The organism is Spirosoma spitsbergense DSM 19989, assembly GCF_000374085.1.
GTDB classification, from domain to species: domain Bacteria; phylum Bacteroidota; class Bacteroidia; order Cytophagales; family Spirosomataceae; genus Spirosoma; species Spirosoma spitsbergense.
Window position 1 is genome coordinate 132718 of the sequence record NZ_KB893570.1, and the last position, 16750, is coordinate 149467.

Sequence of the window (16750 nt, forward strand, 5' to 3'; positions counted from 1 at the left end):
TGGCAGGTCGTTCAACGGTCGATACCCCCACTCAACTATCCGCAAATGCTATTGTTGCCACAAATGACATCAGGGCAACCACAGGAAATTTATATGTAGACGCCCTACGAAACAGTAGTGCCAATGGAAGGAAGGGTACGAGTTTGGATCAGGCTAATTTTGCCAACAACGGATACGTACAACCCGCCTACAGCGACAAAACCCGCCAGATGCTTACAAATGATTATCAATTCGTTCAGGTTCCTGTCCAGGTTGGTTACCAGCTGCGGCCCAAGAAACGGTTAAGTTTAGCCGTGCTGGGTGGTATCATTTCCAACATTTTCGTCCGTAATACCGTTGATAATGAGATTATTGTTACGACGAAGGACGACATTTACCGGCCTGTATCGTTTGCCGCTATTGTGGGAGCGCGTTTCCGCTATCAGCCTTCGGCCCAATGGTCGGCTTCACTGGCGGGTATCTATCAGCCGTCGATAGGGTTGGTTACACTGGCGCATTCGCAGGTACAAAGCCAGCCAACTACGGCTGGTATGACACTGGGAGTCGACTATCATTTTTAACCCATTTTAGTATGAAGCCCATCGTCATAGTAGTGCTGCTTGTTGTCGGTTTCGTTCGTTGCATGAATAATCTTACGCCACAAAATACGACCACGGATAAACTCACTATTCGCACCGGGACTTCGTTCAATATGTGCGCCGGTTATTGCAAGAACGATTATGTTTTCAACGGCACCAGCGTTACACTGGCACAGGGTAGTGTATTCCTTCAGACTCAGGTAACGCCCCGAAGTTGTCAGTCAACGATTAGTCAGGCCAGGTGGAATGACATTAAAGCGCTGGCTAATCTGGACGCATTCAGTAAAGTAGCGAATGTACTGGGTTGCCCCGACTGCACTGACGGGGGTGCCGAATACATTGAGATTCAGGTGGACGACCAGAAATACCGGGTTACGTTTCCGTATGGTAAAACTATTCCCGGATTTGAGACGCTGGTTGATACCTTACGCACGCAACGAAATGCATTTAAAAACTGTCCGTGACCCTGTCATCACTAAACTGGTTTTGATAACAGAGCTTCTTTAACCTTACCAATTGTGTTATGAGAACGACCTTATTTTCCAATACAATCATTTGCTTCGCCAGTATTCTACTGGCAGCTATAAGCTGTAAAAGCACTTCTGTAAATCCAAATCCGGGTTCAGGCACTGCCAGTGAGTTACGCGTATCGGCTCCTTTTGCCGATCAGACAACGCAATTTGCGTTCGACGTAGCCAAACGGGTAGTTGCTCAGGAAGGTCAAGCCAAGAATGTTTTCATTTCTCCGCTCAGTTTGCACATTGCGCTGGGGATGATTCTGAACGGAGCGAATGGCCAAACGGCACAGGAAATTCAGAAAGCGCTAAAACTGGATGCCCAAACATTGGCTGAGGCAAATACAACGTACCAGAATCTACTGGAAAACCTGCCAGGAGTTGACCCCAGTGTAACATTGACACTGGCCAACTCAGTTTGGTATCGGAATACCTACCAGGTAGAAACTACGTTTCAGGACCTCCTGAAACAAACATTCAAGGCGCAGGTATCCGCACAGGACTTCAATGATCCGGCTACTGTAGCCAAGATCAATAGCTGGGCCAGTGAGCAAACAAAGGGCAGAATCCCCAAAGTTATTGATCAGATTCAGCCTGATAATATCATGTTTCTGCTGAACGCTCTTTATTTTAAAGGTGATTGGCAAAAGCCCTTCGATCCTAATCTAACCAGTGATTCCCCTTTCAAACTGGCATCGGGAGGATCGACCCTCGTGCGCATGATGCGCCTTGATGTCAACCTGAATCATTTCTTCCAGACCAACTATCAGGCTATTGAGCTTCCTTACGGCACCGGAAAGTTTGCTATGACCGTTTTATTACCTTCTGAAAGCACAACGGCCGATGCCCTGATTGCCAGTTTGAACAGTGCTGAGTGGGCGAAAATTCAGAAGGGTATGATTATGGGTAAAATGGATATCGGCCTGCCTAAATTTACGCTGAATTACGAAGTCAGGCTTAACAGTGTGTTGAGCGACATGGGGATGCCTACTGCATTCACTGATCAGGCAGATTTTACTAAAATAAATAATAAAGGAGGACTGACGCTCAGCTTTGTGAAACAAAACACCTTCGTTGCGGTCGATGAAAAAGGAACTGAAGCGGCTGCTGTTACATCTGTAGGTGTTACTACAACAGCTTTGCAGTTACCAACACTTATCGACCGGCCCTTTGCTTTTATTATTCATGAAAAAACAACCGGAACAATCCTATTTATTGGAAAGATTGCCGATCCAACTAAAACAAATTCATGAGATTTTTAACGATAATTTTTCTATTTCTTATTCCATTTTTTATGCTGAATGGATGCAGGAGTAAAGACGTGATTCTGGCACCTCAGATAGCCAATTTAGTGGGTACATGGCGGCTTGTTGAGCCAGATTCATCTTATACAGTAACCCTGATTTTCGCACTCGATACAGCTAATCCACCGCTTGATATAACCCCTTTTCTAGCCAATGGCAAATCCTCAGTGAATGACTACAGTGTACGTTTGTTTGCCACCATTGATGGTATGATGTCTGCGGAGAATCTGGGAAGCACGAAAAAAGCAGGTACACCTGAAGCTAACAAATTCGAACAGCGCTATTTCACAAACCTGAAAGCGGTTGTACGCTTCGATATGATAACGCCAGACAAACTCCGCTTACAACACGGTGGTGAGTCACCCCACGTCATGATTTATGAAAGGATAAACTGATTATGAGCAATTTGAATAACATTTCTTCAAACAACCAGCAAAAACAGGTAAGCTATCTTTTACTGGTTAATCGCTCTTTTTAACAACGATAATAATTTGTCTTTTTGTGTAAGAACCAATATTACCCGGCCGTAATCAGGACAGCCGGGTAATTTTTTATTCCCGTTCAATCAACTATTTACCTTGTTTTGATAAACTTTCAAACTCTATATCTAACCGCGAGTTAACAATTCAGGGGATAGACCGTTATATACTACAGACGATGTTTAATAAGTAGATTAATGTTGACGGTATCGGAATTCCCGATTTAGTTTTTTTGAAAAAAAGTAATAAATACTGTACCCATTTATTGCTTTTAACGTCTAAACTTTATTGCGAATTCTATTATTGTTAAATTAAAAAACCGGGCAAATTATAATAAAAATCGGTGATTAATTATAACAAACTGATTAATCAACCTTCCTTGTCGAATGGGATCAGTTAAGTGTTAGTTTTCCGACAATACCACCAACAGTTATGAAACGAATTATTGTATTACTAATTGGTAGCTTGCTCTTCATCGCCGGCTACCATCAGGCACACAGACAAACACAGTATGCGAAATCCAGAGCCGCCGTTGAGAGTCCAGCCTATGCAGATAAACCTGTCATTGTTCCCGTTGAAAATACGCCAACTCTTGCGTTTTATTTAAGCAGATCATTTGTAAAGAATTAGCTGTTTCATTTTATAGCATAAAAAAAATCCACTGATTAATCAGTGGATTTTTTTTATGCTGGATTGCTACCTGCTTATGCCATAGCGAATTTGTTCTGATTGCGTTTCCGCTCGTTCTCATCCAGGAAAACTTTGCGAATCCGCAATGCTTTTGGCGTTACCTCAAGGTACTCATCCTTCTGAATGTACTCCATGCACTCTTCCAGTGAGAACGATATTTTTGGGGCGATCTTCACGTTATTGTCCGAACCCGATGCCCGCATGTTAGTCAACTGTTTTGCGGTTTGCACGTTGACAACAATATCGTTCTGGCGGTTGTGTTCACCAATTACCTGACCGGTATAGATTTCGTCGCCTGGTTCAACAAAGAATGAACCACGATCCTGAAGTTTATCAATTGAGTAGGCAGTAGCCATACCACTGGTCATCGAAATAAGCGACCCGTTGATACGTTCGGCAATAGGTCCTTTGTATTCCTGATACTCTTTGAATCGGTGGCTCATAACGGCTTCACCAAATGTAGCAGTCAGAACATTGGAACGAAGGCCAATCAACCCGCGCGATGGGATATCGAACTCGAGGTGCTGCAAGTCGCCTTTAGGCTCCATAATCAGCAATTCACCTTTCCGCTGTGTAGCCAGCTCGATTACCTTGCCGGCCGTTTCTTCGGGAACGTCTACAACGAGTGTCTCGATTGGCTCTAACTTATGACCATTCTCGTCTTCTTTGTACAGCACCTGAGGTTGGCCTACCTGCAATTCGTAGCCTTCCCGACGCATTGTCTCGATCAATACCGACAAGTGGAGAATCCCCCGGCCGTAAACCAGGAAGCGATCTTCACTATCCGTATTTTCTACGCGCAACGCCAGGTTTTTCTCAATCTCTTTGTAGAGACGCTCACGCAGGTGACGAGAGGTCACGAACTTACCTTCCTTACCGAAGAACGGCGAGTTATTGATCGTGAACAGCATGTTCATGGTTGGCTCATCCACCGAAATCCGGGTGATAGCTTCCGGGGTATCGTAGTCCGTCAGCGTATCTCCAATCTCGAAATCCTCCAGGCCAGTCACGGCGCAGATATCACCGCAGGGAGCTTCAGTCACTTTAACTTTGCCAAGTCCCTCGAACGACTGAAGTTCTTTGATTTTAACCCGTTTTACCGTACCATCCGCCTTCACAAGGCCCATGTTGGCACCTTCTTTCAGCGTTCCCCGATGAACGCGTCCGATAGCAATCCGACCAACAAAAGCCGAGTAATCGAGCGATGTTATCTGCATCTGTGGCAATCCCTCATTCATAGGGGGTGCCGGTATGGTTGCTACAATGGTATCGAGCAGATACGTGATGTTATCAGTGGGGTTCTTCCAGTCGGGTCCCATCCATCCTTGTTTGGACGAACCGTAAACCGTTGGAAAATCAAGTTGATCTTCCGTAGCACCCAAATTGAACATCAGGTCGAACACCTGTTCGTGAACTTCTTCCGGGCGACAGTTTTCTTTGTCAACCTTATTTACGATTACAATTGGCTTTAAGCCCAATTGCAACGCTTTGCTCAATACAAAACGTGTTTGTGGCATCGCACCTTCAAAAGCGTCGACCAGCAGACAAACACCGTCAGCCATTTTCAGAACACGTTCTACTTCACCGCCAAAATCACTGTGGCCAGGTGTGTCGATGATGTTGATTTTGACGTCTTTGTAACGAACCGATACGTTTTTAGAAACGATGGTAATACCCCGTTCCCGCTCAAGGTCGTTGTTATCCAAAATCAGGTCGCCGAATTCCTGATTATCCCGAAAGAGTTTGGATGCGTGAATAATCTTGTCGACCAGCGTAGTTTTGCCGTGGTCAACGTGGGCGATGATAGCTATATTACGAATTGATTGCATACACTGTATGAACCAGTATCAAGCTGATTCATCTGATTTTCATGATTTGAAGTATCCTTCTGGAGCGAGGCTTAGGTAATCACAGAAATCAATCAGACCCGGCCCAGATAACATTTTCGCAAAGGTACAAAATTATACGCTGAAACACAGATTTTTACAACTAATAAAACGAAAAAAGCCCATATAAGGGCTTGGTTCTACTATAAATACAATTTCTTAACAATTGCTTAATGCTTTGGGCAACCACAGGGGTTCTTTTTACGAAAAATACCGGTATTAAACAGGCCACCGCGCTTTACTTTATAGCCTTTACGCTTGCGTTTGAAGATTGATATTTCGGAAGAAGCAGTGGCAGACGAAGCCATTGTTTCCAATGGTAATTCGACCAACATTAGTGATGTAACAATCAGTAGAAGTATGTTTATCTTTTTCATAGTACAACCTGCTTTCCATATTAACGTCAAAATGACTACTTTCGTCATCCGGCAAGCTACATTTTCTGAATGACTCCGAATCCTGACTTTCTAATCGTTTACGGCACACTTCGTCCCCCTTATGATAATCAATTCGCTCTATACCTGCGTAATAGAAGCCGCCTGATGGGGGAAGGTACCTTTGAAGGTCAGGTCTTTAACATGGGCAGCTATCCAGGTGCCGTTTATCAGCATAACGCTGGTACGCGCGTATGTGGCACCGTTTATGAAATTAGTAGCCAAAGGGAAACAATCCTGACTTATCTGGATTATTACGAAGGTGTCGGTGATGACTTTGAGCAGCCAACCGAATTTATCCGGACTATTATACCCGTTGAATTCAACGGACACATAACCGATTGCTGGGTTTATCTCTATAATTTACCTACTGATGATAAACCCGTAATAGAATCAGGAGACTTTGCGCTGCATATCAGCAGTCTATACTAAATATATAGTTGAGCAAATAGATGCCTTATGATACAAACTCCCGGCTCATCATATGAGCCGGGAGTTTTATTAACGTGTCACTTAATCAGCTCTTACCTCGGTCCACGTGAGCGACCACCACCGTAACTCCCTCTACTCCCACTGCGGGCATTTGGGCTACTCCCACGATTATAATTATTATAACGAGGAGCAGGCACATGGTAACGTTGACGAACTACTACAGGTGGACGACGTACCACAACAGGTGGACGGTAGTATCCGTATGGACTGTAACCGTAGCCATAATATGGGCGAGGTCCGTAATTTACACCTGTACTGACATAGCCAGGCCCGCAACTTGTCATTAGCACGACTAGTAAACCAGCGGCAAGCAGTGGCATTAATTTTATCGTTTTCATTTTGTTGTTCATTAGTTTATCTGTTGAACCATTTATTTTAAATAAGGTGCTGTAAATAGCTACTTGTAGTGGCTCGATGAATTCACTACCTGCGGCCACCGTGCCCACCCCTATAGCCATAACCGCCACCATACCTATTTCCGTAACCATAGCTATTCCTGTAGCCATAATTCCCATACGGACGGATAATGACAGGAGGCCCTACGAATACGGGTGGTGGAGCAATGATAACCCGTGGCGGAACAATAACGACTGGTGGTTGAGGAGGGTAGGGTTGACCATATTGGTTGTATCCACCGCCGTATCCTCGATCTGGATAACCATATCCATTGTTAGGATACGGATTACCATACCCGTTATTGTATCCATTTGGGTAATTTGGATTTGGGTAAGGCTGGCCATTGCCATTATTATTTGGATAAGGCTGATTGTAGCCACCGTTCCCATTTGGGTAGCCGTTTCCGGGGCCGTACTGGCCGAAACTAATGGTAGTAACCCCAATTACCAGTCCTACTAAAATACTACCCCATTTCTGTATGTCCATCACCGTATGAGTTTTCGCTCCTGATCTGTTAGTTAGACAAATTGCAAACCCCCGCGTTTAATGAAAACGACAAGAAAGTAGTTAAAGTTTAATTAAAAGCCTGACCGTGAGAACACAGTCAGGCTTTTAAAAGAGAAAATGAAGCAGTGAATTTATGCTTTCAGTTTGCTTTTCAAATAAGCTAAAGCAAGTTTATAGGAATCAGCTGCTGCCTCTTTGTTATAAACTGGATTACTTGGATTGGCAAAACCGTGTCCGGCATCATACATTTTGACAGTCAGTTTCTCACCGGCTTTCTGCATGTTTTCTTCAAACGTCTTTACCGATTCTGGCGTAATACCCTTGTCCTGCGTACCGAAAAACCCGATAACATCGGTGTTGAGTGTTTTCAACTTTTCGACATCCTGTTCTGGACGGCCGTAATACATCACACAACCTTTGGCCTGTTTCCCTTCCAGCATAGCAGACTGAAGTGATAACATACCACCGAAGCACCAGCCAACGCTGGCGAATTCAGCTTTGGTACCTGCATACGTGATGCCCCCTTTCATGATACTGGCAAGCCGGTCTTTGCTGGCGGCACTCATCAGCTTACCTGCTTCAGACGGTTCGGTAGCTACTTTGCCATCATACATATCCAGGGCCAGTACGTTCACATCTTTCAAGTCGTTGTAGTACTTCTCAGCCTCTTTTTTGATATTATCGTTCAGGCCCCACCATTCCTGATAAACCAGCAACCATTTGTTAGACGGTTTCTGGGCTTTTATCAGAAAGCCGCTGGCCGATTGACCATCAGGGGTTGGAAACGTAATCATTTCACCTGCGCCTTTGTAGGTGAATGGCAATGGGCTGACGTGTAACTGCTGAAACGCCGGGTTTGCTGCCAGTAACGACATATTGTTTCCAGGGGTATGGCAAACGGGGATGGTCGTTTCCCGAGTTTCTTTAACAGGTGTTACGTAAGCCAGTAACGACATAAAAAAAGAAAGTCCGGTAATAAAAATGATTTTCATGCGTGCTTGATGGTTAAATGCTTTGGAGTAACAGAGCGAGTAAGCATTTAGTTATGAATTAAGCTTTCACCAATTCAAAAATTGTAATCTCCGGCAAAATACCAACCCGGCCGGGATAGCCAATATAACCATAGCCCCGATTGACATACAGCCGCTGATTGCCCTGCTCATACAACCCAGCCCATTGTTTGTAAAAATACTGTGCTGGACTCCACTTAACATCCCCCAGGTCAACACCAAACTGAGCACCGTGCGTATGACCGCTGAACTGAACGTCGATATCACCATATTTTGGCCGCACTTCGGCATCCCAATGGGTTGGGTCATGAGAGAGAAGAAGCTTGACGGGGTAGTCTTCAGTGCCTTTGTAAGCTTTGTCCAGGTTGCCTGCCCGTAGGGCTGCTGGCCCAAAACCGAGGTTCTGCACACCAATGAGCGCGATCTTATCCCCGTTCTGCTCCAGTATTTTATGCTCATCCATCAGGATATTCCAGCCCATTTGTTTGTGGGCCGCCACTACGTTTAACACATTCTGACGCTCGGCCTGAGCACTTGGCCACTGCACATATTTACCGTAGTCATGATTACCCAGCGTTGAGTATACGCCCAACGGTGCTTTCACTTTATTGAATACGTCGATGTAGCTATTTACCTCTTCGGCGTGGCTATTCACCAGGTCGCCGGTAAAAAACACGAGGTCGGGCTTTTGGCCAAGCAGTATTTCCACTCCTCCACGTACCGCCGTTTTATTGAAGAAACTACCGGAGTGAATATCCGAAATCTGCGCAATTGTCATCCCATGAAATCCTGAGGGCAGGTTTTTCATGGGCAACTTGATGCGCCGTATTCGGTAGTCATGGGCACCCGATACAATACCCCAGGTGAAGCCTGCCAGTGGAATGGCACCCACCACCAGAGCCGTTTTCATCAGGAAATCGGAGCGTGAAATAGTATCGGTAGATGGTATGGTTTGGCGGGTTGAATCCTCAACGGCTTCACGCACTTCAGGTTTGTAAAACAAGGATACAATCCAGCGAAAGAATCGACCAATATCATCGATTAATATAATGAGTACAGCGAAGATTTTCGAGAAATAAGGAATGGCAATAACAGCCCACATAAAAGTCCGCATGTTGCGACTGATAGAATCAGGAGGTAGTAATTGCATGATTACATACAGCAACAGGGATATCGCTGTGAACCCCCAGAATGCAATGGTAATTATTCGCTGTGTGTTTTCCGTTGCGGACCGGCTAACGGTTTTGATGGCCTGAAAAACATACCAGTCAATTAACAGGAGAATGACGGGTAGAATAAAAAAAAGTACGGTCCGATTCATAATATTAAAGAGAGAAAGAGCGAAAGGGTGAAAGAGCGAAAGAGTGAATCAGCTATTATACAAGCCTACCACTCTTTCACCCGTTTCTTCTTTCGCTCTCTAATAAAAAACTACACTAATTCTTCCTCTGGCTGTAGCTGTTCTTTCTTTTCCAGAGCGGGGTCTTTTTTGCCGAACCACTTCATCCGAATCCGCTCATTAATCCAGTACATACAGGGTACGATAACCAGCGTTAGTACGGTAGAAAAAGTCAGACCAAAGATAATTGTCCAGGCCAGAATATTCCAGAAAACCGAACTGTCACCACCGATGACTACATGAGGGTCGAAGTTACGGAACAGCCCAACGAAGTCAATCGTTAAGCCAAACGCTAGCGGTACCAGACCTAATACTGCGGCTGTGGCTGTCAATAGTACTGGTGTCAAACGAATACCGCCCGCGTCAATAATTGCTTCGCGCAGGGGAACGCCCCGGCCCCGTAGTTCCTCGATGAATTCGATCAGCAGAATCCCGTTCTTCACCACAATACCTGCCAGAGCAATAATACCCACCCCAGACATGATGACCGAGAACGATTTTCCGGCAATAATGAATCCCAGGAGTACCCCAATCAGCGATAACAGGATGGTCACGAATATAATCAGCGGCTTAACAACGGAGTTGAACTGCGTGGCCAGAATCAGATAGATTAGCAGAATAGCAATACCGAACGCTGAAATCAGGAAGTTCATCGATTCCTGCTGGTCTTCCTGTTCGCCACCCATTTTGATGGTGTACCCATTCGGTACGTCCATCTGATTGATGACCTGCTGAATCTGCGCGACTATCTGGTTGGCGTTGTAGCCCGGAACTACGTCTGAGCTAAGGGTTACCAAACGCTCCTGATTTTTACGATTGATCTGGCTGAACGTCGTCGAGTAGCTTATGTCTGCTACAGAGGTGATGGGTACCTGCCGTAGTTGTCCACCTGCTACCATATCCCGATACACAATGTTCAGGCTCAGGAGACGATTTATCTGGCTCCGGTCGTCGGGTTTGAGCCGAACCATGATAGGGTATTCATCTTTTGCATCACGGAACCTGGACACTTCCAGCCCAAACAAAGCTGTTCTGATGGTTCCAGCTATTTGCGCGGACGAAATCCCTTCCCGTTCGGCTTTCTCCCGGTTGATATTGATAACAATTTCGGGCTTGTTAGTAATCAAATCTGACTTCAACTGGTCAATACCCTGAATGCCTGCCTGACTGATTTTCTGCCGAACCTGCTTTTCAATCGTTTGTAACTCATTGAAATCGTCGCCGGCAATTTCGATGGAAATCGGTTTACCGGTTGGTGGTCCCGTTGATTCGCGCTCCACCGAGATTTCACTGCCTGGTAGGCCACGCATAGCAACCCGTACTTTAGCCAACAGAGAATCCGTTGAGATGCCGTTCCGCTCCTCATTTCCTTTGAACGCCACCGTCACCTTCGATTTCTGTGGGGTAGCAGCCCGGTCGGGATTTTGTGGGTCACCGGCATTTTTACCCACATTCGATATAACCGAGTTAACAACTTCGGTAGCGTCATTTTCCTGCAACACCTTGAAGATCCGTTTCTCAATCACCTTCGTCACAGAGTCAGTCACCGTAGCGTCGGTACCAACCGGCATAACGTTGTATACGTAAATGTAGTCCGGTTCTCCGCTCGGGAAGAAGATGACTTTAGGCTTAGCGATACCCGTAATAATGAACGTCAGAATCAGCAGGGCAAACGCACCAACTATCGCAAATACAGGTCTCCAACCCGTTAGTACCCAGGAAATAAGGCTACGGTACCCGTTTTTAAGGGCAGGTAACAGCCGATTCTGGAACGGGACAATCATCTTTGGCGTCAGCACATAGTGGTTGAACACGTACAAAATCAGGAAGAATACGAGCAGGTTGCCAATACCCCGATCAATCACGTAGCCAATACCAGCCAATACGGTTAAAATGATCAGCGGTCGTTTGATTTCGTCAAAATTCTGTTTGTCTTCGTGGTTATCATCCTCATGCCGTTTCATAAACGTTACGGCGAAAACGGGGTTGATTACGTAGGCCACGAATAACGATGCAAACAGGGTCAGGATAAGCGTAAGGGGCAGAAATTTCATGAACTCCCCAACGATACCCGGCCAGAACAACAGCGGAAAGAATGGAGCAATGGTGGTTAACGTTCCCGAAAATACGGGCGCAAATACTTCCCCCGCTGCCGCTTTCACTGCCTGTTTAATATTCCAGTCTTTGTTCTCATTGAAGAGTCGGTGGGAATTTTCAATGACCACAATGGCATCATCTACCACTAAGCCTAACCCCAGCAGGAAAGCAAACAGAACGATTGTATTCAGCGTAAAAGCCGTGCCCACTATGGGTCCAAGCACGGGCATCATCACAAAAGCAACGAGTGCCGACAAGGGTACCGACAGGCCGATAAATATGGCATCCCGAACACCCATAAAGAACATTAAGACCAGTACTACGAAAATGAAGCCTAATACCACCGTGTTAATCAGGTCGTTCACGTTCTCACGAGTACGCTCCGATTGGTCGGCGGTGATTTTGACGTCAAGTCCCTGCGGAAACCGGGATTCTCTGTACTCGTCAATTGTTTTCTCAATCCGGTCAGCGGCAGACAGTAAGTTAGCTCCCGCCCGCTTGATAACGTTCAGGGTAACAACTGATTTATTATCTAACCGGGCGTAGCTTTGCTGTTCCTCAAAACTATCCTGCACATCGGCAATATCACCTAGCCGAACGGTAGCGCCCGTTGCCGTACGAATCTGTAGGTTTTGAAGTTGCGTAATGTCGGTAAACTCCCCTTTTACCCGTACCGTTCGCCGAACACCATCCACATCCAGGTCACCACCCGATATATTGATATTCTCGCCCTGAACCGCCTGCTGAATATCCGAAAAAGCTAAACCAGCCGACTGCATCCGGGGCAAATCCACGTTTATCTGAATTTCACGATCCAGTGCTCCTACAATATCTACCCGACGGATTTCGGGCATTCCCTCGATCACATCCTGCAAATCTTCCGCGTATTCCTTTAATTGTTTCAGCGAAAAATTACCGGCCATGTTGATATTCATGATCGGAAACTCTGAGAAGTTCACATCCTGTGCCGTTGGGCCAGCGTCCAGTTTCTGGGGTAAATCGGGCTTCGCCTTATCAATAGCATCACGAACCCGCTGCAAGGCCTCTTCCGTTTTTACATCCGGATTGAACTCAACCAGAATGACCGACACATCCTGCAACGCATTCGATTTAATACGTTTCACGCCCGATATAGACTTTAGCTGCTTCTCGATCTGCTTGTTGATCGTATTTTCAATATCAGCAGGAGCCGTGCCCACATACACCGTGTTGATGTATACCTGTGGTATCTTGATATCGGGAAACTGCTCTTTCGGCAGGTTATTATACACGAACAGCCCACCCAGCGTAATCAGGAAGGTGAAGATGTAAATGGCCGTTCGGTTCTCAACGCACCAATTGGTAAATCCGAGGGTTTTGTACTGTTCAAATTTCATAATTTGTGGTCTTTTATGGTCATTGGTCGTCATTCTCTGTCACTGATGGTCATTAAGTCGGTCTTCAATGAATGACCATCAATGACAGAGAATGACAATCTAATGACTAAAAACTGATAGGTTGTCCATCAACTAAATCCTGATACCCATTGGTAACGATTTGATCACCAGACTGTAGGCCTTGTGTAACAGCAATTCGCCCATCGTAAGACTGCCCTGTTTTTATCTGCTTCGCTTTAGCTACCTTCTTTCCCCCTTCGTTCACAGCCACATATACTAACTGTCCCTGCTCTGTATTCTGAATCAGATTCTGGTCAATTACAATAGCATTTGCCATGTTTTGATCGTTGATTTTAACCTGAGCCAGCATATTCGGTTTCAGGCTATTATCAGACGGTAATGGGGCTTCAATGGTAAACGTCCGGCTCAGAGGGTCTACAGACGTGGAAACAAAACTGATCTGCGATTTCATTTCCCGGTTCAAATCGGGAAACCGAATCACGACCGGATCTCCCTTCCGAACACTACCCGAATAGGTATCCGATACTTTAGCGACCACTTTAAGCTGGGATAGATTGATGATCCGCACCAATCCAACGCCCGGAGCAGCCGACTGCCCAACTTTTACCGAAACCTGATCGACAACACCCGAAATAGGTGCCGTTACGGTCGATTGCGCCAACTGTACGTTGAGGGTAGAAAGTTTTCGTTCCAGCGCTTCCTTATTGTTCTTCGCCTGTAAATACTGGATTTCAGTACCAATTTGCTGCTTCCATAGGGCAGCCTGTTTTTCAAAAATGGTATTGGCCAGCGACAACTGCGTTCTGACTTCCGCCATCGACTCCCGCATAATCTGGTCATCAACCTTGGCAATAGCTTGCCCGGCCCGTACCCGGTCCCCTTCCTTTACGTAAACCGCCGTGACCACGCCACCCGATTTGGGCGATACCTGCACGTTGTTCTTAGCATCGATGGTTCCCTGTAATTCAACGTAGTGCCGGAACGTGCTGGACGATACGGGAGAAACCGTTACATCTTTGACACGAGCCGTTTCCGCTTTTTTCGGATCGAGTTTGGTTACTTCCGATTCCAGCGTCTTGATTTTCGTATTCAGTTCGGCCTGCTGCGATTTCAACGCAGCCAGCTCCTCGCGCTTACCTTGTAAATCAGTCTTTTTTTCTCCTCCGCAAGCCATCAACAGACCTGTCAGGATAATAGCGTAATATGATCTCATTGCTTTTTTCAGTGTATGTTTAATTTCCGGTGTATAATCGGCCAAGTGCCTTGTCCTGGTCAACTTTGGCAATCAAAAAGTCGTACAGCGACCCGAAGTAGTTAGTCTGCGCTTCGCGAAGGGAGGCTTCTGCATTGAGTACCTCAATACTCGACCCAACGCCTTCTTTGTATTTGATGCGAGTAACGCGCACAATTTCCTCGGCCAGGTCGCGGTTGCGCTGCTGCGTCTGTAATGTTTGCAGGCCATTTTTCAGGGTAATGCTCGACTGCCGTATTTGCAGGTCAATGGAATTGCGCAACAGTTCGCCACTGTTCTGCGCTTTTTGGAGCGTAGCACGCTTTTGCTCAATCTGGCTCCGTTTCAGAAAGCCATCGAAAATAGGAACCTGTAAACTCAGTCCCAGCGACGCGAAATTGAGCCATGGGTCAGTAATAAGTTGGCTAATCTGAGTTCGTCCAGAGTTGTAACCATAATTAGCAAAAGCCGATACTGTTGGAAAATAAGCCTTCTGCGTCACTTCAATATCCTGTTCAGCCAGCTTAATTTGGGTCTCTAAGGTCGAATACTCAATCCGGCTCCGGTATTGAAATGTCGGATCGTCCGAAATCAAAGGCCGCAAGTCCTCTACTTCACGATCCTGTAACTGTTCGGCCAGCATAATTTCGTCGTTTATTTTTAGCCCCATCTGAAACTTCAGCAGGGTGTAACTCAATTCGATCAGGTTCTGCACATTCTGCCGCTCTGCTTTCAGGTTGTTACCCTGCACCTCAAGCCGCTGTACATCGAGTTTTTCAACAAACCCCTGCTTATTCATCGCCTGCGTTTCGTACAGGGCCGTATCTAATCGGGCAATGTTAAAATCGAGCAGTTTAGCCCGTTCCAGGGCTACCAGCACGCCATAATAGGCTTTGGCTACCTGTTCCGCCACCAACACTTTAGAGCCTTCCAGATTTCGCTGGGCCAGTTCCCGATAGGTAGCTGCAGCGCGTAAGCCAACGTTTAGAGCAGCACTATAAATGACCTGATTTAAAGCAACTGTTCCATTACCAGAATAAGCGACTCCGAACGCTACAACCGTTGGGGGCGCATCTGGTGCAGCATTTGGGTTTGAGAACTTAGCGGGTAGAAATGCCTTTTGAATAATCAGATTATCTGTCAATGAAGCAGTGGCAGAAATCTGGGGTAGGGCAGAGGCTTTAGTTTCCCGGATACGCGCATCAGCACTCACCGCATCCAGTTGGCTATTCCGAACGCTGACATTCTGCCGAACGGCAAAATCAATAGCCTGCTGAAGCGTGTATGTTTGCCCGTTGGTCGCGCCACCGGTTGGTGACAGACCGTTCGGTGCCGTACCCAACCCTGAATTAAATGTTGAAATAACACCCGGCTGTAGATTTACCGGTCCTTCGGGCGTAGTCAGGGAGGGGGTACCACTCATTCCATTAGCATTAGGCTGCGACGGTACGTTCACGCCCGTACCCGGAGTCGTTCCAGGCTGGGCTACAATCGTACCGGTTGCGGCTGGTTGCTGGGCACCAGGCTGCTGCCCACTAGGGGCAGCGCCAGTGGGTTGCTGCCCGACAGATGGTTGTGTTGGTACCTGTGCTACAGCCCCCGTCCCAAACCAGATAGTTGGAAACCAAAGCGCTGTCAGACAAAGTATACTACTTGTTTTCATAGATAATAGGTTGTATTTCTTTTCCTTTATTAACGTACTGATTATAGACCTCAAACCCCTTCTCGGTCAGCATTCCCCGCACAAAGTGGTGTATCAGTTCAGCCTGAACATCGTGCATCGAATACTGGTCGGATGGAAAAAGGTCATGATTGAACGCGAGTTCGATTTGTTCTACGCGAAGTCGGGCCAGGATAGCTGGATTCATATCGGCACGATACAATCCCTGCAAAATGCCTTTTTGAATATTTTCAAGAATAGATCGCATAATTTGCCCTTCCTTGTATTGTCTGAATAATGAAAAAGCCTGTGGATAGTATCGTTTTATGTCCATCAGCAAATTAGGGCTAACCTGATCTGCATTCTTTTGCATCATATTCAGTACATTCAAAATCTCCTCAACAGGATTGGCTGTATCAGTAACCATACAGTCCATTTCTGATTGATTTCGACTTGTTTTGTGTTGAATAACCTGGTACAAAATCTGCTCTTTATCAGAAAAATGCTGATAAATAGTCTTCTTTGAAATTCCCAATTGCTTAGCGATTTCCTCCATAGTAACGGAGCGAACGCCAAACTTCCAGAACAACCGTTCAGCCTCAGCCAGTATTCTTTCTTTCATCAACAAATAGAACTTTTGCTGGATGAACTCTGGAAACTCAAATATAGTTCTCA

At 46.0% G+C, this 16750-nt stretch carries 14 protein-coding genes; 7 read left to right on the forward strand and 7 right to left on the reverse strand.

Translation table 11 applies throughout. The annotated features are described in order from the left end of the window. The first annotated feature begins 571 nt into the window (after nt 1-571). The 4 genes from B157_RS0123865 (at nt 572) to B157_RS38490 (ending at nt 3506) form a co-directional block, all read left to right on the forward strand. Nucleotides 572-1042: a hypothetical protein gene (locus tag B157_RS0123865; protein WP_020605829.1), complete on the forward strand. Its 471-nt coding sequence runs from the start codon at nt 572-574 to the stop codon at nt 1040-1042. Between the two features lie 59 nt (nt 1043-1101). Further along, nucleotides 1102-2346: a serpin family protein gene (locus B157_RS0123870; protein WP_020605830.1), complete on the forward strand. Its 1245-nt coding sequence runs from the start codon at nt 1102-1104 to the stop codon at nt 2344-2346. Continuing rightward, entirely contained in the window at nt 2343-2792 is a 450-nt protein-coding gene (locus B157_RS0123875) for an META domain-containing protein (RefSeq protein ID WP_020605831.1), read from the forward strand. The genes B157_RS0123870 and B157_RS0123875 overlap by 4 nt, the downstream gene beginning before the upstream one ends. Before the next feature lie 516 nt (nt 2793-3308). Further along, nucleotides 3309-3506 (forward strand): hypothetical protein, encoded by a 198-nt coding sequence (locus tag B157_RS38490; protein ID WP_157618559.1) that lies wholly within the window; start codon nt 3309-3311, stop codon nt 3504-3506. 74 nt (nt 3507-3580) lie between these two features. On the opposite strand, the gene typA is transcribed toward B157_RS38490, so the two are convergent. After that, entirely contained in the window at nt 3581-5395 is a 1815-nt protein-coding gene (gene typA / locus B157_RS0123880) for a translational GTPase TypA (RefSeq protein ID WP_020605832.1), read from the reverse strand. Nucleotides 5396-5898: 503 nt separating this feature from the next. Here typA and B157_RS0123890 point away from each other — a divergent pair. The 3 genes from B157_RS0123890 to B157_RS38500 all read left to right on the forward strand — a co-directional run bounded on the left by B157_RS0123890 (nt 5899) and on the right by B157_RS38500 (nt 7233). Next, the gene (locus B157_RS0123890; RefSeq protein WP_026308932.1) at nt 5899-6318 is read left to right on the forward strand and encodes a gamma-glutamylcyclotransferase family protein; all 420 of its coding nucleotides are present in this window, start codon (nt 5899-5901) and stop codon (nt 6316-6318) included. A 106-nt stretch (nt 6319-6424) separates the two neighbouring features. Beyond that, nucleotides 6425-6637: a hypothetical protein gene (locus B157_RS38495; RefSeq protein WP_157618560.1), complete on the forward strand. Its 213-nt coding sequence runs from the start codon at nt 6425-6427 to the stop codon at nt 6635-6637. A gap of 155 nt (nt 6638-6792) precedes the next feature. Further along, on the forward strand, nt 6793-7233 hold the full coding sequence (locus tag B157_RS38500; protein WP_020605836.1) for a hypothetical protein: 441 nt from the start codon (nt 6793-6795) through the stop codon (nt 7231-7233). Between the two features lie 179 nt (nt 7234-7412). Here B157_RS38500 and B157_RS0123900 read toward each other — a convergent pair whose 3' ends face one another. From B157_RS0123900 to B157_RS0123925, 6 genes are all read right to left on the reverse strand, one after another. After that, complete coding sequence (locus tag B157_RS0123900; protein WP_020605837.1) at nt 7413-8273, reverse strand: dienelactone hydrolase family protein; 861 nt, start codon at nt 8271-8273, stop codon at nt 7413-7415. Between the two features lie 58 nt (nt 8274-8331). Then, on the reverse strand, nt 8332-9612 hold the full coding sequence (locus B157_RS0123905; RefSeq protein ID WP_020605838.1) for a metallophosphoesterase: 1281 nt from the start codon (nt 9610-9612) through the stop codon (nt 8332-8334). A 110-nt stretch (nt 9613-9722) separates the two neighbouring features. Beyond that, the gene (locus tag B157_RS0123910; protein WP_020605839.1) at nt 9723-13163 is read right to left on the reverse strand and encodes an efflux RND transporter permease subunit; all 3441 of its coding nucleotides are present in this window, start codon (nt 13161-13163) and stop codon (nt 9723-9725) included. A gap of 106 nt (nt 13164-13269) precedes the next feature. Beyond that, complete coding sequence (locus B157_RS0123915; RefSeq protein WP_026308933.1) at nt 13270-14397, reverse strand: efflux RND transporter periplasmic adaptor subunit; 1128 nt, start codon at nt 14395-14397, stop codon at nt 13270-13272. A gap of 19 nt (nt 14398-14416) precedes the next feature. Next, nucleotides 14417-16078 (reverse strand): TolC family protein, encoded by a 1662-nt coding sequence (locus tag B157_RS35930; protein ID WP_020605841.1) that lies wholly within the window; start codon nt 16076-16078, stop codon nt 14417-14419. Further along, complete coding sequence (locus B157_RS0123925; protein WP_020605842.1) at nt 16065-16697, reverse strand: TetR/AcrR family transcriptional regulator; 633 nt, start codon at nt 16695-16697, stop codon at nt 16065-16067. Before B157_RS0123925 ends, B157_RS35930 begins: the two co-directional genes overlap by 14 nt. Nucleotides 16698-16750: the final 53 nt, after the last annotated feature.

Coding starts and splice junctions, on each gene's coding strand:
- B157_RS0123865 (WP_020605829.1), top strand. CDS start 572: ATGAAGCCCATCGTCATAGTAGTGCTGCTTGTTGTCGGTTTCGTTCGT.
- B157_RS0123870 (WP_020605830.1), top strand. CDS start 1,102: ATGAGAACGACCTTATTTTCCAATACAATCATTTGCTTCGCCAGTATT.
- B157_RS0123875 (WP_020605831.1), top strand. CDS start 2,343: ATGAGATTTTTAACGATAATTTTTCTATTTCTTATTCCATTTTTTATG.
- B157_RS38490 (WP_157618559.1), top strand. CDS start 3,309: ATGAAACGAATTATTGTATTACTAATTGGTAGCTTGCTCTTCATCGCC.
- typA (WP_020605832.1), bottom strand. CDS start 5,395: ATGCAATCAATTCGTAATATAGCTATCATCGCCCACGTTGACCACGGC.
- B157_RS0123890 (WP_026308932.1), top strand. CDS start 5,899: ATGACTCCGAATCCTGACTTTCTAATCGTTTACGGCACACTTCGTCCC.
- B157_RS38500 (WP_020605836.1), top strand. CDS start 6,793: ATGAATTCACTACCTGCGGCCACCGTGCCCACCCCTATAGCCATAACC.
- B157_RS0123900 (WP_020605837.1), bottom strand. CDS start 8,273: ATGAAAATCATTTTTATTACCGGACTTTCTTTTTTTATGTCGTTACTG.
- B157_RS0123905 (WP_020605838.1), bottom strand. CDS start 9,612: ATGAATCGGACCGTACTTTTTTTTATTCTACCCGTCATTCTCCTGTTA.
- B157_RS0123910 (WP_020605839.1), bottom strand. CDS start 13,163: ATGAAATTTGAACAGTACAAAACCCTCGGATTTACCAATTGGTGCGTT.
- B157_RS0123915 (WP_026308933.1), bottom strand. CDS start 14,397: ATGAGATCATATTACGCTATTATCCTGACAGGTCTGTTGATGGCTTGC.
- B157_RS35930 (WP_020605841.1), bottom strand. CDS start 16,078: ATGAAAACAAGTAGTATACTTTGTCTGACAGCGCTTTGGTTTCCAACT.
- B157_RS0123925 (WP_020605842.1), bottom strand. CDS start 16,697: ATGAAAGAAAGAATACTGGCTGAGGCTGAACGGTTGTTCTGGAAGTTT.